At 66.5% G+C, this 21389-nt stretch carries 22 protein-coding genes; 14 read left to right on the plus strand and 8 right to left on the minus strand.

Going from position 1 to position 21389, the window contains the following annotated elements:
• Positions 1-117: 117 nt before the first annotated feature.
• Complete coding sequence (locus MKK62_RS15010) at positions 118-1629, minus strand: ATP-binding protein (RefSeq protein ID WP_240259710.1); 1512 nt, start codon at positions 1627-1629, stop codon at positions 118-120.
• Entirely contained in the window at positions 1626-3296 is a 1671-nt protein-coding gene (locus MKK62_RS15015) for an NAD(P)/FAD-dependent oxidoreductase (protein WP_240259708.1), read from the minus strand. Before MKK62_RS15015 ends, MKK62_RS15010 begins: the two co-directional genes overlap by 4 nt.
• A gap of 259 nt (positions 3297-3555) precedes the next feature.
• Here MKK62_RS15015 and infA point away from each other — a divergent pair, with 259 nt between their 5' ends.
• From infA to truA, 8 genes are all read left to right on the plus strand, one after another.
• Positions 3556-3777: a translation initiation factor IF-1 gene (infA, locus tag MKK62_RS15020; RefSeq protein ID WP_003418601.1), complete on the plus strand. Its 222-nt coding sequence runs from the start codon at positions 3556-3558 to the stop codon at positions 3775-3777.
• Positions 3778-3827: 50 nt separating this feature from the next.
• Positions 3828-3941 (plus strand): 50S ribosomal protein L36, encoded by a 114-nt coding sequence (gene rpmJ / locus MKK62_RS15025; RefSeq protein WP_003879483.1) that lies wholly within the window; start codon positions 3828-3830, stop codon positions 3939-3941.
• Between the two features lie 160 nt (positions 3942-4101).
• Positions 4102-4476, plus strand: a complete 375-nt coding sequence (rpsM, locus tag MKK62_RS15030; RefSeq protein WP_240259706.1) for a 30S ribosomal protein S13 — start codon at positions 4102-4104, stop codon at positions 4474-4476.
• A gap of 3 nt (positions 4477-4479) precedes the next feature.
• On the plus strand, positions 4480-4896 hold the full coding sequence (gene rpsK, locus MKK62_RS15035; protein WP_240259698.1) for a 30S ribosomal protein S11: 417 nt from the start codon (positions 4480-4482) through the stop codon (positions 4894-4896).
• Between the two features lie 10 nt (positions 4897-4906).
• Positions 4907-5512, plus strand: a complete 606-nt coding sequence (gene rpsD / locus MKK62_RS15040) for a 30S ribosomal protein S4 (RefSeq protein ID WP_067341979.1) — start codon at positions 4907-4909, stop codon at positions 5510-5512.
• A gap of 76 nt (positions 5513-5588) precedes the next feature.
• The gene (locus MKK62_RS15045) at positions 5589-6635 is read left to right on the plus strand and encodes a DNA-directed RNA polymerase subunit alpha (protein WP_240259689.1); all 1047 of its coding nucleotides are present in this window, start codon (positions 5589-5591) and stop codon (positions 6633-6635) included.
• Positions 6636-6746: 111 nt separating this feature from the next.
• A complete protein-coding gene (gene rplQ / locus MKK62_RS15050) occupies positions 6747-7322 on the plus strand; it encodes a 50S ribosomal protein L17 (RefSeq protein ID WP_240259687.1) in 576 nt (191 codons plus the stop codon).
• Positions 7309-8202, plus strand: coding sequence for a tRNA pseudouridine(38-40) synthase TruA (gene truA, locus MKK62_RS15055; protein WP_434085089.1), 894 nt, complete (start codon positions 7309-7311; stop codon positions 8200-8202). Before rplQ ends, truA begins: the two co-directional genes overlap by 14 nt.
• Here the strand turns inward: truA and MKK62_RS15060 are convergent.
• From MKK62_RS15060 to MKK62_RS15070, 3 genes are read right to left on the minus strand one after another with little or no spacing between them, the layout of a single operon-like run.
• Positions 8199-8819: a cutinase family protein gene (locus MKK62_RS15060; RefSeq protein WP_240259669.1), complete on the minus strand. Its 621-nt coding sequence runs from the start codon at positions 8817-8819 to the stop codon at positions 8199-8201. The genes truA and MKK62_RS15060 overlap by 4 nt on opposite strands.
• Before the next feature lie 60 nt (positions 8820-8879).
• Complete coding sequence (locus MKK62_RS15065) at positions 8880-9536, minus strand: cutinase family protein (protein WP_240259667.1); 657 nt, start codon at positions 9534-9536, stop codon at positions 8880-8882.
• A 6-nt stretch (positions 9537-9542) separates the two neighbouring features.
• Positions 9543-10316, minus strand: coding sequence for a cutinase family protein (locus MKK62_RS15070; protein WP_240264138.1), 774 nt, complete (start codon positions 10314-10316; stop codon positions 9543-9545).
• Positions 10317-10492: 176 nt separating this feature from the next.
• On the opposite strand from MKK62_RS15070, the gene eccB reads away from it, so the two are divergent.
• A complete protein-coding gene (gene eccB / locus MKK62_RS15075; protein ID WP_240259665.1) occupies positions 10493-11899 on the plus strand; it encodes a type VII secretion protein EccB in 1407 nt (468 codons plus the stop codon).
• On the opposite strand, the gene mycP is transcribed toward eccB, so the two are convergent.
• Entirely contained in the window at positions 11849-13204 is a 1356-nt protein-coding gene (gene mycP / locus MKK62_RS15080) for a type VII secretion-associated serine protease mycosin (RefSeq protein WP_240259658.1), read from the minus strand. The genes eccB and mycP overlap by 51 nt on opposite strands.
• A complete protein-coding gene (gene eccD / locus MKK62_RS15085; protein WP_240259648.1) occupies positions 13204-14556 on the minus strand; it encodes a type VII secretion integral membrane protein EccD in 1353 nt (450 codons plus the stop codon). Before eccD ends, mycP begins: the two co-directional genes overlap by 1 nt.
• Positions 14557-14669: 113 nt before the next feature.
• Here eccD and eccCb point away from each other — a divergent pair, with 113 nt between their 5' ends.
• The 4 genes from eccCb (at position 14670) to MKK62_RS15105 (ending at position 20290) form a co-directional block, all read left to right on the plus strand.
• Positions 14670-18362, plus strand: coding sequence for a type VII secretion protein EccCb (gene eccCb, locus MKK62_RS15090; protein ID WP_240259631.1), 3693 nt, complete (start codon positions 14670-14672; stop codon positions 18360-18362).
• Positions 18359-19564 carry a type VII secretion-associated protein gene (locus MKK62_RS15095; RefSeq protein ID WP_240259621.1) on the plus strand — a complete coding sequence of 402 codons (1206 nt, stop codon included), beginning with the start codon at positions 18359-18361 and terminating at the stop codon, positions 19562-19564. Before eccCb ends, MKK62_RS15095 begins: the two co-directional genes overlap by 4 nt.
• Positions 19565-19695: 131 nt before the next feature.
• On the plus strand, positions 19696-19974 hold the full coding sequence (locus tag MKK62_RS15100) for a WXG100 family type VII secretion target (RefSeq protein ID WP_240264137.1): 279 nt from the start codon (positions 19696-19698) through the stop codon (positions 19972-19974).
• A 10-nt stretch (positions 19975-19984) separates the two neighbouring features.
• Entirely contained in the window at positions 19985-20290 is a 306-nt protein-coding gene (locus MKK62_RS15105; RefSeq protein ID WP_240264136.1) for a WXG100 family type VII secretion target, read from the plus strand.
• Between the two features lie 66 nt (positions 20291-20356).
• Here the strand turns inward: MKK62_RS15105 and MKK62_RS15110 are convergent, their stop codons facing one another.
• The gene (locus MKK62_RS15110) at positions 20357-20674 is read right to left on the minus strand and encodes a hypothetical protein (protein ID WP_240259612.1); all 318 of its coding nucleotides are present in this window, start codon (positions 20672-20674) and stop codon (positions 20357-20359) included.
• A gap of 245 nt (positions 20675-20919) precedes the next feature.
• On the opposite strand from MKK62_RS15110, the gene rplM reads away from it, so the two are divergent.
• On the plus strand, positions 20920-21363 hold the full coding sequence (rplM, locus tag MKK62_RS15115; RefSeq protein WP_240259610.1) for a 50S ribosomal protein L13: 444 nt from the start codon (positions 20920-20922) through the stop codon (positions 21361-21363).
• The last annotated feature ends 26 nt before the right edge of the window (positions 21364-21389 follow it).

Raw genomic sequence — 21389 nt, forward strand, 5'->3', positions numbered from 1 at the left:
TACTGGGACAGCCGAAAATTGACGTCTCCGCTCGTCGCCCTGCCTGGCGTACCCGGACCGACGACCGGCCACACCGTTAATTATTCGACGCCGGTGCAACGGTGGACGGGAAAGTTTTTACGCTCGCGCTATTTCCTCGGCGGCGTCGACGTTCTCAGGGAGTGCAACGTCGACCGCGGGCGGCATCTCCAGCGGCAGCAGCACGATGAACCGCGTATCGCCGGGCACCGACTCGACGCGCAGATCGCCGTGATGTTTGTTGACCACGATCTTCCACGCCAGATCCAGGCCGAGGCCGGTGCCTTCGCCCACCGGTTTGGTGGTGAAGAACGGTTCGAAGATGTGCTCGAGCACATCCTCGGGGATACCCGGGCCGGTGTCGCAGATCTCGACTCGCAACATTTCGTTGGCTTCGCGGCAGGTGCGGATCGTGAGCGTGCCGCCGGCGCTACCCATCGCCGCGATCGCGTTGTCGATGATGTTCGTCCACACCTGGTTGAGATCCCCCGGGAAGCAGGGGATTTGCGGCAGAGTTCGATCGAACTCCTTGGCCACCTTGACGTGGCAGGTGCTGTCTTTGCCCAGCCGGTCGGCGAACATGGTCAACGTGCTCTTCAGCAGATCGTGCACGTCGGCCACCTGGAACGGTGCCCGATCCATCTGCGAGTACTGCTTGGCGTCGGCCACCAACGCCGAAATGCGTTGGCTTGCTTCGACGAGCTGATTCATCAGCAGCTCGCTCTCGATCGTGTAGCTGATCCATTTGATCGCCTGCTCCAACGACGCCGATGCTTCGAGTTCGTCGGCGGTGGCGGCGATCCGCTCGAGCCAGTCGGTGTCGATACCACCCTCGACGAACGTCGGAGCGATGTCCCAGCCGTCGTCGATGCCGTGATCGTCCAGCCAGTCGCCGACCGCGTCTTCACGGTCCGAGGTCTCGATCGCGCTCAGGTGCTGCGACGCCGATTTGGCGACCTGCTCGGCGACGGCATCCTGCAGCAGTACCAAGGCATTCAGCGTCTCGGGGCTCACCGTGCCATCGGCCAGCATGGCCAGTTTGGAACGCATGTTGGAGATGCGGCCACGCAACTCCTGGGCCGCGCGCGCGATGGCGGCGGCCGGGTTGTTCAGCTGATGGGTAAGACCCGCGGACAACTGGCCCAGCGCGAGCAGCTTCTCGCGATTGTCGATCAGGCGGCGGGTTCGTTCGGTGCCGACGGCGATGCCGTCGAGCAGGTGAACCGCCATCGGGAACTGGTCTTTCATGAACTCAGCGAACGCCGGGGCGTCCATCACGAAGAACCGCGACGGCTTGGTCACGTGTACCGAGGTGGTGTAGAGCTGTTGCTTCTCGCCGGTAAACGCCTGCCACGCACCGCAATACACGCCCCGATGCGAGGTTCGGTTGGTTTCGATGTCCTGGCCGCCGGAGAGCTTGGACATCGCCAGTTCACCCTCGATCAGCACGTAGAAACAGGTGGCGGGCTCGCCTTCCAGGAATAGCGGGCCCGGCTCGTAGTGGGCGATCTGCCCGTCGGCGCACAGCGTCGCGAGCTGCTCGTCGGTCAGATGCTCGAACAGGAACAGCGTACGCAATTCGTCTGCGTCACAACCACGTTCGACGGTCACGATTCCGCCAGGTAACGGTGAACCAGCATGACAGCCATCGACCCTTCTCCGACCGCCGCCGCGACTCGCTTGGCGGACTCCGACCGAACATCGCCGGCGACGAATACGCCCGGCACACTGGTCTCCAGATGGTGCGGCGGACGGTCCAGCGTCCAGCCGCACACGTTGCGCAGGTCCGGGCCGGTGAGGATGAAGCCGTGATCGTCGCGGGCGAGTACCCCGTCGAGCCAGTCGGTGCGGGGCGCGGCGCCGATGAAGATGAACATCCGCGCGCAGCTGACCTCCTCGGTGGCGCCGGTCTTGTTGTCGCGCAGGGTCAGGGTCTCGAGATGCTCGTCACCGGTCGCGCAGTGCACCTCGGTGCACGTGCGGACGGTGATGTTGGGTCGCGCCTCGATCTGCTGAATCAGGTAGTGCGACATCGACGCTTCCAGCGACGGCCCGCGCACCAGGATCGTGACCGACTTCGCCTGGGTCGACAGGTGCATTGCCGCCTGGCCCGCCGAGTTCGCGCCGCCGATGACGTAGACCTCTTCACCTTCGCAGTCCGTTGCGACCGAGGCTCCGTAGTAGACCCCGCGCCCGGACAGGGTGTCGCATCCGTCGGCCGTCAGCTGGTTGTAGGCGACGCCGGTGGCGACGATGATCGAACGCCCGTCGATGGAGCTGCCGTCGTCGAAGCGGATCGTGCGCTTGGACCCGCTGGCCTCCAGGGCCACCGCCGTGCGCGTGGTGATGAGTTCGGCGCCGAACTTCTCCGCTTGTAGGCGAGCCCGGGTGGCCAGCTGGTCACCGGAGACGCCGTCCGGAAAGCCGAGATAATTCTCGATCTTCGAGCTCTGGCCGGCCTGCCCGCCGGTTGCGGTGGATTCGATCAACACCGTGTGCAGGCCTTCGGAGGCGCCGTACACGGCGGCGGCCAGGCCCGCCGGCCCGCCACCGACCACGATCAGGTCGTAGAAGTCCTGTGAGGGTGTGGTCGTCAGGCCCAGCTTGTCGGCCAGCTCGGCGTCGGTGGGCTCGACCAGCGGGTCGCCTTTCTCGGTCACGACGACGGGCAGCCGCTTGCCGTCCTCCCCGGCGGCCAGCAGCAACTGTTCGCCGTCGGGGTGGTCGGCCTCGAACCACTTGTAGTGCAGCCCGTTGCGGACCAGGAAGTTGCGGGCCTCCCAGGACCGCGCGTGCCAGCGGTGACCGATGAGCTTGGTGTGCGGGATCGCGCGCTCCGGGGCCCGCCGCCAGGCCTCGAGCAGGTCGTCGATGACGGGGTAGAGCTTCTCCTGAGGCGGATCCCACGGCTTGAGCAGGTAGTGGTCCAAGTCGACGACGTTGATTGCGTCGATCGCGGCATGGGTGTCGGCGTATGCGGTGAGCAACACCCGCTTGGCGGCGGGGTAGAGGTCCATCGCCGCCTCGAGGAACTCGATGCCGGTCATCTGCGGCATCCGATAGTCGGCCACCAGCATGGCGACCGTCTCGCCGCGCAGTTTGAGCTGCTTGAGGGTGTCGAGCGCATCGGGGCCGGATTCGGCACGAACGATGCGGTTGGCATCGCCGTAACGACGGCGCAGGTCGCGGGCGACGGCCCGGGAGACCGCCGGGTCGTCGTCGACGGTCAGCATCACCGGTTTGCGAGAGACGGCTTCGGCAGTTGCGGCGCTAGTCATTAGCGATAATTATGCGCCTGCACACGCCCGCGCGGGGAGCGACAGTGGGCGTCGTGGGTTCACCACGAGCGATTTTGGCCAGCAGGAATCAGCGGGTATCGTAGAGCAACGGTGCGTTATCGCGCTGGTTTCTCGCGTGCCCTGTCGTAGGAATTTCCTCTCACTGGCTCACGTTGTAGGGCTGGTGCGTGCTGCGCCCACAAGGGCTGCGAAGCAACGAAACGAAGCGACGAAACCAAAAGAGGATCTGAAGAACAGTATGGCCAAGAAGGACGGCGCCATCGAGGTCGAGGGCCGCGTGGTCGAGCCCCTACCCAATGCGATGTTCCGCATTGAGCTGGAAAACGGCCACAAGGTGCTTGCCCACATCAGCGGCAAGATGCGGCAGCACTACATCCGCATCCTGCCCGAGGACCGGGTGGTGGTGGAGTTGTCTCCCTACGACCTCTCCCGGGGCCGCATTGTCTACCGATACAAGTAAAAAGCCCGAACAAGCAACCGACGAGAACACAGACAGGACCTAGAACAGCCGTGAAGGTGAACCCGAGCGTCAAGCCGATCTGCGACAAGTGCAGGGTGATCCGTCGGCATGGACGGGTCATGGTGATCTGCTCTGATCCGCGCCACAAGCAGCGTCAGGGCTAGTCCTACAGAGCTTGACCGCACACAACTGAATGTGGACCTCCCAGCACCACTGAAGGCATGAGGCCTTCAGCCACGTCCGGAACGGAGGCCGGACCCCGAAGCAGTTGGTCGGGAACGGGCTGGGAATTGAGACCTCCGCATAGAGAAGGAATGCCACCCCATGGCTCGACTAATGGGCGTCGACCTCCCGCGCGATAAGCGCATGGAGGTCGCGCTGACGTACATCTTCGGCATCGGCCGGACTCGTTCGATCGAGATCCTCGCCGCGACCGGGATCGACAAGGATCTGCGCACCAAGGACCTCACCGACGACCAGGTGACCCAGATGCGCGACTACATCGAAAGCAATCTCAAGGTCGAGGGTGACCTGCGCCGTGAAGTGCAGGCCGACATCCGCCGCAAGATCGAGATCGGCTGCTACCAGGGCCTTCGGCACCGCCGCGGCCTGCCTGTGCGTGGTCAGCGCACCAAGACCAATGCGCGTACCCGCAAGGGTCCGAAGCGCACCATCGCCGGCAAGAAGAAGGCCAGGTAAGTCATGCCCCCAGCAAAGAAGGCCGCCTCCGCGCCCAAGAAGGGTCAGAAGACCCGGCGCCGGGAAAAGAAGAACGTCCCGCACGGCGCCGCGCACATCAAGAGCACGTTCAACAACACGATCGTGACGATCACCGACCTGCAGGGCAACGTCCTGGCGTGGGCGTCGTCGGGTCACGTCGGCTTCAAGGGGTCGCGTAAGTCGACGCCGTTCGCCGCACAGCTGGCCGCCGAGAACGCCGCCCGCAAGGCGCAGGAGCACGGCGTCCGCAAGGTCGACGTGTTCGTCAAGGGCCCCGGTTCGGGCCGCGAGACCGCGATCCGTTCACTGCAGGCCGCCGGCCTCGAGGTCGGCGCCATCTCCGACGTCACCCCCCAGCCGCACAACGGCTGCCGCCCGCCCAAGCGCAGAAGGGTCTAGGTAAGAAGACATGGCTCGTTACACCGGACCCGTCACCCGCAAGTCGCGCCGTCTCGGCGTCGACCTGGTCGGTGGTGACCAGTCGTTCGAGAAGCGCCCCTACCCGCCCGGTCAGCACGGCCGCGCGCGGATCAAGGAGAGCGAGTACCGCCAGCAGCTGCAGGAGAAGCAGAAGGCCCGCTTCACCTACGGCGTGATGGAGAAGCAGTTCCGCCGCTACTACGAAGAAGCGGCCGGCCGTCCCGGCAAGACCGGTGACGAGCTGCTGCAGATCCTGGAAAGCCGGCTCGACAACGTCGTGTACCGCTCGGGCATCGCCCGCACCCGCCGGATGGCGCGTCAGCTCGTCAGCCACGGCCACTTCACGGTCAACGGCGTCAAGGTGACGATCCCCAGCTACCGGGTGTCGCAGTACGACATCATCGACATCAAGGGCAAGTCGCTGAACACGGTCCCGTTCCAGATCGCCCGCGAGACCGCCGGCGACCGTCCGATCCCCAGCTGGATCCAGGTGGTCGGCGAGCAGCAGCGCATCCTGATCCACCAGTTGCCCGAGCGCGCGCAGATCGAAGTGCCGCTCACCGAGCAGCTCATCGTCGAGTACTACTCGAAGTAAGACCACTCGCGCCAACCGGCGCGAGTGCCTCAACGGCATCAAATAGCGGGTGCCGAGAAGGAGATAACGAAACACCATGCTGATTTCACAGCGACCCACTCTGTCCGAAGAGGTCATCAGCGACAGCCGTTCGCAGTTCGTCATCGAGCCGCTGGAGCCGGGATTCGGCTACACGCTGGGCAACTCGCTGCGGCGCACGCTGCTGTCCTCGATTCCGGGCGCGGCCGTCACCAGCATCCGCATCGACGGTGTGCTGCACGAGTTCACCACCGTGCCGGGTGTCAAGGAAGACGTCACCGACATCATCCTGAACCTCAAGAGCCTGGTCGTGTCCTCCGAGGAGGACGAGCCGGTCACCATGTACCTGCGCAAGCAGGGCCCGGGTGAGGTCACCGCCGGTGACATCGTGCCGCCGGCGGGCGTCACCGTGCACAACCCCGACATGCACATCGCGACCCTGAACGACAAGGGCAAGCTCGAGATCGAGCTCGTCGTCGAGCGCGGCCGCGGTTACGTCCCGGCCGTGCAGAACAAGGCCTCGGGTGCCGAAATCGGCCGTATCCCGGTCGATTCCATCTACTCGCCGGTCCTGAAGGTCACCTACAAGGTGGACGCGACGCGTGTCGAGCAGCGCACCGACTTCGACAAGCTGATCCTCGACGTCGAGACCAAGAGCTCGATCGGCCCCCGTGACGCGCTGGCGTCCGCGGGTAAGACGCTGGTCGAATTGTTCGGTCTGGCACGGGAACTCAACGTCGAAGCCGAGGGCATCGAGATCGGCCCGTCGCCGGCCGAGGCCGACCACATCGCGTCGTTCGCCCTGCCGATCGACGACCTGGACCTGACCGTGCGCTCGTACAACTGCCTCAAGCGGGAGGGCGTGCACACCGTCGGCGAGTTGGTCTCGCGTACCGAGTCCGACCTGCTCGACATCCGCAACTTCGGTCAGAAGTCCATCGACGAGGTCAAGGTCAAGCTGCACCAGCTGGGCCTGTCGCTCAAGGACAGCCCGGCCAGCTTCGACCCGTCGGAGGTCGCCGGCTACGACGTCGCCACCGGTACCTGGTCCGCCGAGGCCGCCGCCTACGACGACCAGGACTACGCCGAAACCGAACAGCTCTAACCCGTTCGGTGACGATGCGGCCGTTGTTCGGCCGCTGAGGAACCGGACACAACCAACGTCCGTCCCGGCCCTACCTGATACGGGGGTCGGCCACTTCAAGGAGAAGTCGCAATGCCCAAGCCCACCAAGGGTCCTCGCCTCGGCGGGTCGTCTGCACACCAGAAGGCGATCCTGGCCAACCTGGCGACGGCGCTGTTCGAGCACGGCCGCATCAAGACGACCGAGCCCAAGGCGCGGGCATTGCGGCCCTACGCCGAGAAGCTGATCACCCACGCCAAGAAGGGCACGCTGCACAACCGGCGCGAGGTGCTCAAGAAGATCCGCGACAAGGACGTGGTGCACGCCCTGTTCGCTGAGATCGGCCCGCACTTTGCCGACCGCAACGGTGGCTACACGCGCATCATCAAGGTCGAGAACCGCAAGGGCGACAACGCGCCCATGGCGGTCATCGAACTGGTGCAGGAGAAGACGGTGACGTCTGAGGCCGACCGTGCGCGTCGGGTCGGCGCGTCGAAGGCGGCCGCCAAGGCCCCAGTGGCCGCCGCGGCAGCGCCGCAGGCCGCGGTGGAGCCGGAGGCGGTCGAGGAGCCGACAACGGTCGAGGCCGAGGCTCCCGTTGAGGCGGAGGCCGCTGAGGCGGAGACCACCACCGCCGAAGCCGAGGCCGGAGACGCTGACGAGTCCTGACCAGGAGCCGTTGAACGACGTGCCCGCCATCGAAGCCGATGGCGGGTACGTTCGTCTTAGGCTCGACATCGCCTACGACGGAACGGAATTCGCCGGTTGGGCGACGCAGGCCGGGCAGCGCACCGTCGCGGGTGTTCTCGAGGAATCGCTGTCGACGGTGTTCCGCAGCCCGGTGCGGCTGCGCGCTGCCGGGCGCACCGATACCGGCGTGCATGCCACCGGCCAGGTAGCCCACGTCGACGTCCCCGCCGACGCGCTGCCCAACGTCTATCCACGCACCCCTCGGCCGAATCAGGCCGAATTCCAGCCGCTGGTTCGTCGGCTGGGCCGCCTGCTGCCCGCCGACGTCCGCGTCCGCGACATCGTCCGTGCGGCAGCCGGTTTCGACGCCCGCTTCTCCGCGCTGCGCCGGCACTATGTCTACCGGATCTCGACGGCGGTCTACGGGGTGGAACCGCATCAGGCCCGCTACATCACCAGCTGGCCCCGGTCGCTCGACGTCGACGCGATGTCGTCGGCATCGCAGAAGCTGTTGGGCCTGAACGATTTTGCCGCGTTCTGCCGTCACCGCGAGGGCGCGACCACGATTCGCGACCTGCAGCGGTTCGACTGGGAGCTCGACGGTGACCTGATCACCGCCCACGTCACCGCCGACGCGTTCTGCTGGTCGATGGTGCGCTCACTGGTCGGAGCGGTGCTGTCGGTCGGTGAACACCGGCGCACCGCGGACTGGTGCGCCGCATTACTCGGCGACACAAAGCGTTCCAGTGATTTCGCCGCCGCGCCGGCGCGGGGGCTGACGCTAGTCGGCGTCGACTATCCGCCCGACAGTGAGTTGCAGGCGCGGACGTTGATCACCCGCGACTTGCGGACCCGCTAGAGCCGGCCCGCGACGAAGTTCGCGGCCTGATCCACCAGGCCCGAGTCGATGTAGGACGGCTGCAAGTGTGACGACCAGTGCATGTCGTGGATGCCCGGTTTGCAGATCGGGTCACCTTGCGCGCACTGGTCAATCGTCTTGCCTGCGAAAGCGGGGGCGACGTGGTGGGTGCCATTACCGAACAAGGCGACCGCCGCGACGTGCCGATCCATACCCGGGGGTATACGCCCCGCGGTCGCTACGTCAGCCACTTCGGCGCCGAGGGAATAGCCGCCGAGCACCTCGCGGGTGTCCGGGCAACTTCTGGCCATGGATTGAACGTGCCCGGCCATGTCATTGGCGCCGCTCTCGACATCGATATTTGCCGGATAGTTGACGCCATAGGCCCCGACCGACATGTTCGGCACCTTTGCGCGCAGCGAATTGGTCAATGCGTCGCCGACCGCGCCGAGTCCGGGTGGCTCCTCACGGCCGCGGGCGAACACCACCTCTACACCGGGGCAGGCAGCGGAGGCATGTGGCAGCGGCGTCCATGCCAGGGGAGCGAAGGCCGGGGCGGCCAGCAAACCGGCCGCGAACGTCGCCACCGCTGCTAGACGGAATAGGCCGGATCGCATGAGCAAACGGTAGCCGCTAAGGTTATTCGCCCGCTGTGAGCAACCTGTAAATCGCGGCGGTCAGCCGAGTTTGCCGGCGACGAAGTCGGCCGCCTGGTTCACCATGCCGTCCTGGATGTAGCCGGCGGCCATGTGCTGGTTCCAGTTGTTTTGCCAGGTGTGCGGATCGGCCGGGTTGCAGATCGGGTCGGCGCCGTGACACAGGTCGATGGTGCGATCGGCATAGAGCCCGTTGAAGTTCGCGATCGGCCCGACCCAATTGGTGCCGTTGCCGAACAGGGCGATCGCCGCGATGTGCTGATCGGCCCCGGGCGGCAGCGGATTGGTGAAGCCGAACATCGCGCCGGGAGCGGCGATCACGACGTCGGTGACCGCGGCGCCCAGCGAGTAGCCGCCCAACACGATGCGGGTGTCGGGACAGCTGTTGATCGTCGACTGCACGTGAGCGCTCATGTCGTTGGCGCCGACGGCGACTTCAGTGTCCGCCGGGTAGCGCACCGCATAGAGGCCGATGTTCTTGTGGACCTTCGATCGCAACGCGCTGACGAAGGCGTTGCCCAGGATCCCGGCGCCGGGTGACTCCTGGCGCCCCCGAGCGAACACCACCTCGGCGTCGGAGCAGGCGGCGGACGCTCTTGGCGCCGTCGCGGGAGCAAGCAGCAGAGTTGCGGCGAGCAAGCCGGACATCAGCCAGGCCAGCGCGGACCGCGGCGTCATGTTCTGTCAGTGAAAGGACGCCGGGGTGGTCTGGTCGACCACGGTCGGGCCGGGTGCACCGGGAACCGGGCCGGGCGCCGGACCCTGACCGGGACCGAACGGGCCCGGAGAGCCGGGACCGGGCGGGATACCAAGCGGGCCTGCGGGAATGGTGGGCGCCAGCACCGACAGCAGTCGGGTGGCCACGAAGCTGGCGGCCTGGTTGGTGTAGGTGGGCACGTACCCGTCGGTGTGGCCCTTCCACTCGTTGCCCTCGCCGGCGTGACAGATCGGGTCTTCCGGGTTGCAGTAGTCGACGGCCTTGGCGCCGAACATCGCGCTTTGCGCCGCGATCGAGCCGCCGCTGCGGTCGGCCGGGTTGCCGAACGTGGTGACCGCGATGACGTGGCTGGCGTACTGCGCGGGAAGCGAGTCGCCCCAGCCGATTCCGCCGATCTGCGTTCCGGTGACGATGTCGACCACCGACGCGCCCTGGGAGTAGCCGCCGAGCACCTGCGGGGTGGCCGGGCACTTGTCGGCCATCTCCTTGATGTGCTTGATCGCGTCCTTGGCGCCGTCGTTGCCGTGGATCTGCAGGAGGGTGGCGCGGTAGTCGACGGCGTAGGCGTCGACGTTCTTGCCGGTGTTCTGCCGGATGCCGTCGACGAGGGCCTGGCCGACGCGGCCCAGACCCTTGGGCTCGTCGGTGCCGCGGGCGAAGGTCACCGCGACGTCCGGGCAGTTGTCGGCCTTCGCCGACGGGGCGGCGCCGGGCGCGACAAGCAACGCACCGGTGCTCAGCAATGCGGCGGCGGTCAGGCTAAATGTGTTTGACCAGGCGCGACGCGACGCGTAACAGCTCTTACGGCTAATGCTCACCAGCTGATTCTACGGATTTTTGCCACTCTGGTCACATCTTCCGTCGCCTGTGGACCGGCGGCAGGCTAGGGCGCGGCCGCTGCCTATCGTGACGAGGGATGGCATGGCATCCGACGACGCGGCTGCAGATCAGTGGACACCGGTTCCTGCGACGGCGGATCGAGTGTGCCTTGCTGGGCATCGATCTGCGCGCGGTGAACGAGTCGATCCGCGCCCCGGCGCAGTGGTTGGGCGTCGGACTGGTCCTTGCGGTCGTCTCCACCGTCGGGTGCGTGCTGCTGGCTGTGCTGCGTCCGGTGCCGGCCGCGAGCAACGCGCCGATCCTGATGGAGAGGCGTTCGGGAGCGCTATACGTCCGGTTGGGCGAGACACTGCACCCAGTGCTGAACCTGGCCTCCGCCCGGTTGATCGCACGGACCAATGCTGACCCGCAACCGATGGACGCCGTTGCGCTCCGTCGCGACAAGCTGGGCGCGACGCTCGGTATCCCCGGAGCGCCGCAGTTCCTCGGCGAGCCGCTGAGCGAAAGCGAATCGAGGTGGACCGTCTGTGACAGCGCCGACCGGACGACGGTTGTCGTCGGAGCAGCATCGCAACCAGACGCTTTGACGCCTGATCAGACCCTGCTCGTTTCGACGGCGGGTGGGTCGACATATCTACTGTTCGCCGGTCGCCGGGCGGTGGTGAATCTGGATGACGCCGCGGTTGTGCGCGCTTTGCGGATCGTCGACCAGGCGCCGCTACAGGTGTCGTCAACTCTGCTGAACCTGGTCCCGGAGGCGCCGCCGATCGCAGCGCCACGAATTCCTGACGTCGGCAAGCGCGGGCCTGACTCGCTGCCCGGCTTTCCGGTCGGCAGCGTGCTACGGGTAGCCCGCAGCGGTGGCGACGAATATTACGTGGTGTTGCGGGACGGCGTGCAGCGGGTCGGGCAGCTTGCCGCCGATCTGGTGCGATTCTCCGATTCGCACGGAACTCGCACGGCGATCCCGGTAGCACCCGATGTCATCCGCGCCACCAAAGCGGTGACGCGGCTGGCGGTGTCCGACTTTCCCGACCGGTCTTCTCTGCAGGCGCCGGCTCGTGATACGACGATCTGTGCGAGATGGACATCAGCGCCGCCGGGGGGCGCGGCGGTGTCGGTTTCGCTTGGCGCACCGCCAATTCCGGTCGGGCATGCCCCGGTTATCCTGGCGCAGGCCGACGCGGGAGGACCCGCTGTCGATGCCGTGTATGTGCCACCCGGACGGCTGGCTTACGTACGAGCGACCAGTCTGTCGGGTGGCGATGCTGCGGCGGGTATTCGCTACCTGATCGCCGACACCGGTGTGCGTTTCTCCGTTCGTGACGACGACGCCGCCCGGGACCTCGGCCTGCCCCCTACGATGATCCCGGCGCCGTGGCCGATACTGGCCACACTGCCCGCGGGGCCGGATTTAAGCCGAGCCAATGCCTTAGTCGCACATGACGTTCCGCTCGTTGCCCGATCGACCGGCACGCCGTAGTCGGCTGCGCAGAGCGCCAAAAGTCAGCACTCCGACCGATGCGGCACCGCAAATGGTTGCCCCGGCGATCGCCGCACGCTGTGCCCTACGGTCCGGTGCTGCGGCACGCACAGGTGAAGCGACGGGTGCCGACTTCCGGGTTGGCGGCGCGGCGGGCGTGGTCGGTGTATCGGTGCTCACCGCGGCGAGAGCGTCCACCCTGCCCGCGCCGACCTGTGGATCCCATCGGCTCGGCGGATGATGTGCGGTAGCTTTGATGCGTTGCATTACCTGGCGAGCGGTCCAGGTGGGAAATCGCGAGCGGATCAACGCGGCCAGGCCGCTGACCACGGGTGCGGCGTAGCTCGTTCCCGACAGCGGAGCCGGGCGGTCCTGTGCGGCAATCGCATTGGCGAGCCCAGTGCCCGATGAACTCAGCGATATCACCCCTTCGCCAGGGGCGGCGACATCGACCCACGGCCCGGCCATGGAGAACGACGACGGCTCTCCGCGTGCGTTCACCGACCCCACGGTGAGTACGAAGTCGTCGTACCAGGCTGGGCTCACGATCACCGTGGATCCCGCCTGACCTTCCGGGCATTGCCCGCTGCCGGTATTTCCGGCCGCCGCCACCACCACGACGTTCTTGATGTCGACGGCATAGGCCAACGCGGCGCCCAGTGGCCGGTCGTCGAGCGCCGCCTCTCCGCGAGCGCAGGCCACCGAGGAAATGTTGATCACAGTGGCACCGAGGTCGGCCGCGGTCCGGACAGCCCGGGCCATGGTGTCCACATCCCCGAAGCCGGAGTTCGTCGCGTCGGCGACCGCGCCGAACTTTGTGCTGGACTGCCGGACACTGATCAGCTCGACTCCTGGAGCGACACCGCTGAAGGCATCGGCGTGCGTGGGATCAGCTGCAGCGCCGATGATCCCGGCCACTGCGGTCCCGTGCCCGTCGCAGTCTTGGGTCCCGTTTCCGGCGGAGACATAGTCGCCGCCCGCGGTCAGATGCGGCAGCCGCGGGTGTGAGCTGACCCCGGTGTCGATGACGGCGACGCGCTGCCCCGAACCGGTGGTGAGCTTCCACACCTGCTGCAGATCGAGGCCGGAGAGTTGCGTTGAGTCGACGCCGCGAGTCATCGACAGCGTCGCACAGGTCTCGCGCTGCACGGTCGGTAGGGGAGGGCGCGCGGGCGCGGGCGGCGGGAGCCGACTCGGGTCGATGGGCGGCGGCGACACCGCATGCGCCGACGGTGTGATGCATCCTGACACAACGACCAACGCCGCGATGACCACACACCTGCCTATCGCCGAGCGTGACTGCATCACGGCACGGTCAGGCTGCGCGCGGCGCCATACAGACCGCACACCCAGAATGCCAACGGGGCAACCGTCGCCAGCGTGAAATACTGCACTCGTTCCACACCTCGTCGCCCAGTCGGGACCCCGGTCGTCGGGTCGGCCACGAATCCGAGGTACAGCGCGAACGTGCTCAACGCCATTGCGGCCGCAGCGATCTCGAACGTGTACCTCGGGTATGCGACGGCGGCTGCGACGATGGCAGCGCAGAGCGTAACCCCTCCGCAGACAATGGCGGGCAGTGATCTGTTGACGTCGTGGTGTCGTCGCGCCCGGAGCACCAGCGTGAGACCCACGACGACCGCGAAGACGATTGTGGGCGCGTCCGGCTTCCGGGTTGCACTGACAGCACCGATGGCCGCCGATGCGGAAAATGCCGCGATCACGCTGGTCAGCCATGTGTGCGCGTGAAGCGTTCTCGCGTGCAAGCCATCTGGGCCGTCGTCGTTCACAGGCGATAGTCGAGCGAGCAACATTGACAGCGGTGCCGCGGCTTCGATGACCGCCAGCGAGGCGGCGGCCATTCCCGCACCGACTGCCGGGAGGGGCGCGCCGATCAGGACTCCGACGGCCGCGGCGGCCGCCCCTGTCGTCGCAACGCATGCCAGCGCAGTGAATGTTTCCGGACGACCAGTGAATACGCGCAGCGCGGCCGCGGTGGTTGCCGCGGCAGCGAATCCGACGAGTGCGTTCGGTGCGCCGGGCCCGCCGGGAACGACGAACAAGCCGGCAAGCGCGACGAAAACGATCGCCGCCAATCCCAGTGGCAGGCCGGCGTCGGGTTCATCGAAAACACGGAATGCACTCAGCGACGCCAGCAGTGCCAGCAAGCCAGCGCTGACGGCGACGCCGGTGCAACCCATGCGGTGCGTGTCTTCACCAAACGCTGTTCGGATCAGCACCGTCGCCGCGACACCGGCCAGGCAACCGGCGGATAGCGAGCTGACAGCGCGGGCCAAGCGTCGAGTCCATGGCCGCGCCGCCCCGGCGACCGTCACCGATACTGCTTCGGCCATGTCGTCGCACGGTGGAGGCGCGAATTCCATCGTGGAGCCAATCAGCAGCAATGTACAGCCATCGCGAATCTCGAGTTCGGTTAGTGTCTTCGATCCATCCAGCAGACTGCCATCCGGCAAGGACAGCCGATACGAAACAGCGGTCAGAGCCGGGTCGACACCGCCCGCATCGTTGAGGGCGTCGAGAATCGGCGGAAGGAGCGATCCAACCGGCATCGCGTCCGGCAAAACGAGGTCGACGCTGGTGGCATTGGCGCGAACCGTCAGCCGTCGTTGAGTTATTGCACCCGATCCTTGATACACAGCCAGCTCCGTTCTCCGTCGGTTCGGACGCTAGCGGCTATCCGACGTACCCGTATCCGTTGCTCCACAGGCGAGTTGTCGCCGATCGTGCTTTTGCCTACCGTGCCCGAGGCATGGACGGTCTGTCGCCCAAACGGGTTCCGCCGCCCCGGCACGCGACGAACGACATTGCCGTCGTGGCGCCGCCCGAGGCCAGCGCCCCGGCGCCGTCGAGCCTGGTCGCGCGCCTTGTGCCGATCGTGACCGCGGTTGTGACGGCGGGGGTAATGGCGGCCGCGTATTACGCGCGCTCGACCGTTGCTCGCAACCCGGCATTCATGATGCTTCCGCTCATGATGCTGGTGTCGGCGATCGCGACGACGGTCTCCGGTGTGGATCGGCGGCGCGGGGAGGTCAATGCCCGTCGCGCCGACTACCTCGAGTACCTCTCCGAAATTCGGAACTCCGCCGTGAAGACCGCGGCGGCACAACATTGTTCGATGGTTTGGTGCCACCCTGATCCCGACACATTGTGGACGCTGATCGGCGGGCCGCGGATGTGGGAACGGACGCCCACCGACAGCGATTTCTGCTCAGTGCGGATCGGCGTCGGAAACGTTTCGCTTGCAACGCGGTTGATCGAGCCTCCGATGGACACAGTGCACCGATTCGATCCGGTAGGGGTTTCCGCGCTGAAACGTCTCCTTCACACTCATTCGACCGTGGCGAACATTCCGATCGTCGTTGCGCTGAGCGGCTCGGCCACGGTGACGCTTCGTGGTGATGGAAGTCAGGCGCGCGCACTGGCGCGAGCAATGATCTGCCAACTGGCCGTGATGCACAGCCCGGCAACGGTCTTGATCGCCGCCGTCGTGACCGACGTACATCGGCCGCACTGGGAGTGGCTGAAATGGTTGCCGCACAATCGCCATCCGACGGCCTGCGATGACGCGGGTCCGGTCCGGATGGTCTACTCATCGCTGTCGTCGGCACGAGACGCGGTGGTTGCACACGGGTATCACGGTGTCGTCGTGGTCGACAGCGAGGAGGGCGTCGGCGATGCCGCACGAAGTGGCGTCGCGACACTGGCGATCGACGGTATCGACGACGATCCGGTAACCGTCGTCGTGTGCGGCCACCTCGTCGGCGCACAGGCCGATCGGCTGAGTAACGCCGCCGCGCTTCTGTGCGCACAGCGACTGGCTGGGTGCCGGGGTGGCCCCAGTCCTGCGACTTCCCGCGGGACGGACTGGCAGCACCTGGTCGACATCGTCGATGTCGCGTCGTATTCGCCTGTCGCGCACAGGATCGCTCGGCGCGGCATGTTCCTTCGTGTGCCGCTCGGCATTGACGCCGCCGGCGCGCCGGTGGAATTGGAAATCAAAGAAGCCGCGGCGAAGGGGATGGGACCGCATGGACTCTGCATCGGCGCGACGGGCTCCGGGAAGTCGGAGTTGTTGAGGACCGTGGCACTGGGCATGATCGTCGGCCATTCGTCGGAGGAACTCAACCTTGTGCTGGTCGATTTCAAAGGCGGCGCGACGTTCGCGGGACTGGAGCCCGCTCCGCATGTGGCGGCGGTCATCACCAACTTGGCCGACAAAGCGGCGTTGGTTACCCGCATGCGGGATGCGTTGATGGGTGAAATGAACCGCCGGCAGGAAGTGCTCCGTGCCGCGGGCAACTTCGACGGAATCGCGGCCTACCAGCGTCGGCGACGTGCCGGCGCGCGGCTCGATTCGCTGCCCGTGCTGTTCATCATCGTCGACGAATTCTCCGAATTGCTGACTCAGCAACCGGATTTTGCCGATGTCTTCGTTGCGATCGGCCGGCTCGGACGATCGCTGGGCATACATCTGCTGTTGGCCAGTCAACGGCTCGACGAAGGCCGCCTGCGGGGCTTGGAATCACACCTGTCCTACCGCCTGTGCCTGAAGACGTTGTCATCGAACGATTCCCGGCTCGTGCTGGGGACGTCCGCGGCGTACGAGCTACCCGCAACACCGGGCGCCGCCTATCTGCGGGTAGGCACCGATGCGCCGATCCGATTCCAGACGGCGTTCGTCTCGGGCCCGACGCCCGCTGCCGTGCACGAGCCGGGGCGCTCCACGAGAGGAGCGGCGCCGGGGCTTGTACATCCGTTCACCACCGCGCCCGTCGGCCAGGTCTCGGTTGATCAAGGCGCGGGAACGGAACCTGCCGAATACCCGAGCGTGCTGCAGGCGATAGTCGGTCGGCTGTCCACCGAAGGTCCACGCGCACATGAGGTCTGGTTGCCGCCGCTTTCCGCATCGCCGGAACTGGATGCGGTTCTCCACGACGTCGGGCCCACAACCGTGTTGACGGCTCCGATCGCGGTCGTCGACCGTCCCTTCGAGCAGCGACGAACGCCTCTGGTTGTCGACGTGTCAGGGGCCGCGGGCAACGTCGCCCTGGTCGGCGCACCCCAGTCCGGAAAGTCGACAGCCCTGCGCACACTGATCACCGCGCTGGCGGTCACGCACGAACCGCGCCTCGTGCAGTTCTACTGCCTCGACTTCGGTGGCGGTTCCCTGGCGGCGCTGCGAGATTGGCCGCACGTCGGCTCCGTCGCGGGGCGCTCCGATATCGAGCGAGTCCGCAGCACCCTTTCCCGGCTCGGTGGCATTGTGCGGGCGCGCGAGACACTTTTTCGCCAGCACGGCATCGAATCCATGGCGCACTATCGACAACTGCGGGCTGCACATGACCCGCGCTGCGACCGATTCGGGGACGTCTTTCTGGTTGTCGACGGGTGGGTCAGCCTGCAGCGCGAGTTCGAGGCAGCGGAATCGTGGGTGACTTCGCTTGCTGCCGACGGCCTTTCGTACGGTGTGCACGTCATAATCGCGGCCTCGCGCTGGCCGGAGATCAGGCCCGCACTGCGGGACCAGATCGGAACGCGAATCGAGCTGCGGCTCGGCGACCCGTCGGACTCCGAAATCGATCGCCGGCTGGCCCACGAGGTGCCGGTCAGCACGCCCGGGCGGGGCCTATCTCCCGATGGCCTGCACATGGTCATCGCGTTGGCCCGCCTCGACGGCGACGACTCTCCGCTGCGACTCTCCAGAGGCTGGACCGCCCCGCCGGTTCCGGTGCTGCCCGCCCGCATCGACCTGGACCTCGTAATCGGCCAGGCGGGTGCGCTTAATGCCGGGCCCATCGTCGGAGTCGAAGAAACTGAGCTCGAGCCGCTGACAATCGATTTCACGCGGCAGCTGCATCTGCTGATCCTCGGCGACAGCGAGTGCGGAAAGACCGCGACCTTGCGCACCCTTTGTCGGGAGCTGATGAGAACGAGCACCCCGGCGCAGTCTCAACTCTTTGTCGTCGACCCGAGGCGGTCGCTGCTCGGCGTGGTCGGGCCAGAGTCCGGACACCTTGGCGGCTACCTTCCTTCGGCCGACGCGATAGCCGACGCCATGCCGCAGGTGCTCGGGGCATTACGGCGGCGAATGTCGTCGTGGTCGGGGCCGGACATCTACATCGTGATCGACGATTACGAGCTCGTCGATGGTGTCGGCGGCAATCCGCTGATGCCTCTGCTGGAGATGTTGCCGTACAGCCGAGACGTCGGGATGCATGTCGTGGTGGCTCGGCGCAGTGGCGGCGCCGCCCGCGCGCTGTTCGAACCTGTGCTCGCCGGAATCCGCGACGCCGGCTGCGCCACGCTGCTGATGAGTGCGAGCCCCGACGATGGCCTGGCAATCGGCACGGTGCGCCCATCGCCGCAACCGCCCGGGCGCGGAATGCTCATCTCACGCGGACGTGGCGACCCGCAGATGATTCACGTCGGTTGGACGCCGTGACCGTGGAGGCGCACCTCATCGAGGCCGGACCGGCGGCGATTCGCCGATTGTGTTGCGGCGGCGTGACGGTGGCAGATCACCAGGTCGAGCGGGCGGCACTCGATGGCATCGACGATCCGCTAGCGCTCGTCGGTCTTCGACCAGTCACCGTCGCGTCGCTGTGGCGGCAGGCTCTGGCGTCGGTCGACTGCGGGTCGGCCCGTGGCGTGACGGTGGTCCACCCGTCCTGGTGGTCGTCGGCGCGTGTCGAGGTGATCCGTTCAGCCGCAGAGGCGTTGACGGGCGACCCGCAGACCCGGTCCCGGTCATGGCTGCTCAGACAGGCGGCACGTGCGGGTGCGGCGGCGGTAGTCGAGATCACCGCCGATTTCGTCGTCACGACCGGTGAGGCGGTGGCGGTCGAACGCCGAAATCGAGACGTCGAAACTGTCGCCGAGGCGGTAGCGGAGTCGATTTCGACCATGACATGCGGCGCCAGCGCAGCGGTGGTCATCGACGCTGCGGCGGTGGTGCCGGACGCTGGCAGGGTCGCGGGGGCAATCGCGGCGGCGCTGCGTCGCAACGGACTGACGGACGTGGTGGTGGTCGATGACGCCCGGTTGAAAAGGATTGTCGGACAACTGCAATCGAGTGTCGAAAGCCTCAGCGCATCGGCTCGCCGTCGATCCTTGCGGAGCGCCCGACGCGTCGCGGCGGCGTCGGCGTCGGTGGCCGCAGCGCTCCTCGGTGTGGAGGTACGTCATCGTCATCCCGCACCGCGGGAAAGTTCATTTTCGACAACGTTCATCGTGGAAGGGCATGTAGCCGTGGAGGTTCCGGCCGGGTGGCCGACGCGCCGCATCGTCGCGGGCCCCGGATCGGCGCGGGTGCAGATAACGTCGCCAACCGATCCCGACGTTGCGTTGCACGTGACACAGTCGCGCGTTGCGCTCCCCGGATTGGACGCAACCGCCGACTTCCTCAAAACGGCGATAGATGCGGCGCCGGTCGGTGTCTTCGTCGATTTCAACCCGAGAGACCACCGCGCCGGACGTCCGGTGGTGACCTACCGCGAGATTCGGGCCGGGCATGAGATCCGTTGGACAGTGTGGGTCGACGCGTTGGTTCGGATCAGCATCGGATGTCAGAACCCGAGCGATCGCCCCTATGCCGTGAGCCGCGAGTGCGAGCTGGCGATCCGCACGGCACGGGCCCTGACCTGAAATAGCGGAACCAAACGCCGCTGGATCGAGTCTGACATTTCGTAAGCGTGGGCAAAGCCCGACAACCGGCGGAAGGAGGACACGTGAGCGCACCGACGGGCGGCAATGCACTCAGCGCGGACTTCGATCTCATGCGCTCGATCTCGGCGTCCATCGACAGCCGCAACGAGGAGATGCGTGCGGCGCTGCAGGCGTTCATCGGTCGCATGACCGCGGTACCGCAGTCGGTGTGGGGCGGGATGGCGGCGTCGCGATTCAACGAGGTGGTGCATAGGTGGAACGCGGAGTCGACGAAATTGCATCAAGCGTTGCACGCCATCGCGGAGACCATTCGCCATAACGAAATCACGCTGCGCGATGCCGCCGAGAATCACGCGCGGCACATCGGCGCCGCCGCCGGACATCTGTGAGGCCATCGTGATCGACCAGCACCTGTCCTACAACTTCGACGAGATCGAGACGTCCGTTCGCCAGGAGATCCACGCCGCGTCGTCGCGGTTCAATGCGGCACTCCAGGATCTGAAGTCGCACGTCGCGCCGTTGCACGAACTATGGACGCGTGAGGCGGCGACGGCGTACGCCGTCGAGCAGCTCAAGTGGCATCAGGCCGCCCACGCGCTCAACGAGATCTTGACGGACCTCGGGAACGCCGTCCGGGACGGCGCCGACGATGTGGCGGCCGCCGATCACCGAGCCGCCGGAGTGTGGGCCCGCCAGGGGCCCTGACCACACAAAGACTCTGCGCGGTTCCGTCGGTAGGAGAGACCGGCGGAACCGCGCAGGCATTCTCGATCAGGCGGCGTGGCCACCTTGCCAGGGGGCGTGCGGTGCCGAGGTGCCCGGCTGCCGGGGGTCGGCCTGCGGGCGCAGCGGAGCCACGGGCCGTTCGGCATCGTCCCGGTCGGCGCGAGTCATCAGTTCGTGAAAGCCCATCCACGCCGCCCCGATGGTCGCGATCACCAGCGCGGCCCCGATCAGCACGACGGGGCGCACGACGGAGAGCAGCGCGATGACGGCGGCCATGCACCACAGCAGTTCGGCGCGTTTGCGCCACATCTTGTCGATCAATCGGTCGGTCGCTTCGGGCTCGTTCGCCTCACTGTTCGGCACCCTTGACCTCCTCGTATTTAAAGTCACCGCGATTTTATTTAGTCTACGCTGCGGGCGTCGAGGGCTGGGGGTCGCGTTTTGACCTGCGCGGATGTCCGCCGGTAAGCTGCTCCGTTGGCGTGCGGAACGCCGGGACTCGGGTCAACGTCGGTCGCCGAGAGCATCCCGTCCGCAAGCGTCTGATCGGCACCCGGGTCACCGGGATCCACAATCGGGTTGAACACCCGGAAACGAGAGGTAAGCGCGTGTCCACATACGTGCCGAAGGCGGGTGACACCACGCGGACGTGGTACGTCATCGACGCCCAGGACGTGGTGCTCGGTCGCCTTGCCGTCGCAGCAGCCAACCTGCTGCGTGGCAAGAACAAGCCCACATTCACCCCGAACGTCGACGGCGGCGACTACGTCATAGTCATCAACGCGGACAAGGTCGCCATCGGTGGCGACAAGCTGCAGAAGAAGCTGGCCTACCGTCACTCGGGTTATCCCGGCGGGCTCAAGAGCCGCACGATCGGCGAGTTGCTGGACAAGCACCCCGACCGCGTGGTGGAGAAGGCCATCGTCGGCATGATCCCCAAGAACAAGCTGGGCCGTCAGATCAAGCGCAAGCTGCACGTCTACGCCGGCCCCCAGCACCCCCACGCTGCTCAGCAGCCGACCCCGTACGAGATCAAGCAGGTGGCCCAGTGACCGACATTGCCGCAACCGAGACCGAG

It is taken from the genome of Mycobacterium paraterrae (assembly GCF_022430545.2).
In the GTDB taxonomy this organism is placed as follows: domain Bacteria; phylum Actinomycetota; class Actinomycetes; order Mycobacteriales; family Mycobacteriaceae; genus Mycobacterium; species Mycobacterium paraterrae.

Coding starts and splice junctions, on each gene's coding strand:
- MKK62_RS15015 (WP_240259708.1), bottom strand. CDS start 3,296: ATGACTAGCGCCGCAACTGCCGAAGCCGTCTCTCGCAAACCGGTGATG.
- infA (WP_003418601.1), top strand. CDS start 3,556: ATGGCCAAGAAGGACGGCGCCATCGAGGTCGAGGGCCGCGTGGTCGAG.
- rpsM (WP_240259706.1), top strand. CDS start 4,102: ATGGCTCGACTAATGGGCGTCGACCTCCCGCGCGATAAGCGCATGGAG.
- rpsK (WP_240259698.1), top strand. CDS start 4,480: ATGCCCCCAGCAAAGAAGGCCGCCTCCGCGCCCAAGAAGGGTCAGAAG.
- rpsD (WP_067341979.1), top strand. CDS start 4,907: ATGGCTCGTTACACCGGACCCGTCACCCGCAAGTCGCGCCGTCTCGGC.
- MKK62_RS15045 (WP_240259689.1), top strand. CDS start 5,589: ATGCTGATTTCACAGCGACCCACTCTGTCCGAAGAGGTCATCAGCGAC.
- rplQ (WP_240259687.1), top strand. CDS start 6,747: ATGCCCAAGCCCACCAAGGGTCCTCGCCTCGGCGGGTCGTCTGCACAC.
- MKK62_RS15060 (WP_240259669.1), bottom strand. CDS start 8,819: ATGCGATCCGGCCTATTCCGTCTAGCAGCGGTGGCGACGTTCGCGGCC.
- MKK62_RS15065 (WP_240259667.1), bottom strand. CDS start 9,536: ATGACGCCGCGGTCCGCGCTGGCCTGGCTGATGTCCGGCTTGCTCGCC.
- eccB (WP_240259665.1), top strand. CDS start 10,493: ATGGCATGGCATCCGACGACGCGGCTGCAGATCAGTGGACACCGGTTC.
- mycP (WP_240259658.1), bottom strand. CDS start 13,204: ATGCAGTCACGCTCGGCGATAGGCAGGTGTGTGGTCATCGCGGCGTTG.
- eccCb (WP_240259631.1), top strand. CDS start 14,670: ATGGACGGTCTGTCGCCCAAACGGGTTCCGCCGCCCCGGCACGCGACG.
- MKK62_RS15100 (WP_240264137.1), top strand. CDS start 19,696: ATGCGCTCGATCTCGGCGTCCATCGACAGCCGCAACGAGGAGATGCGT.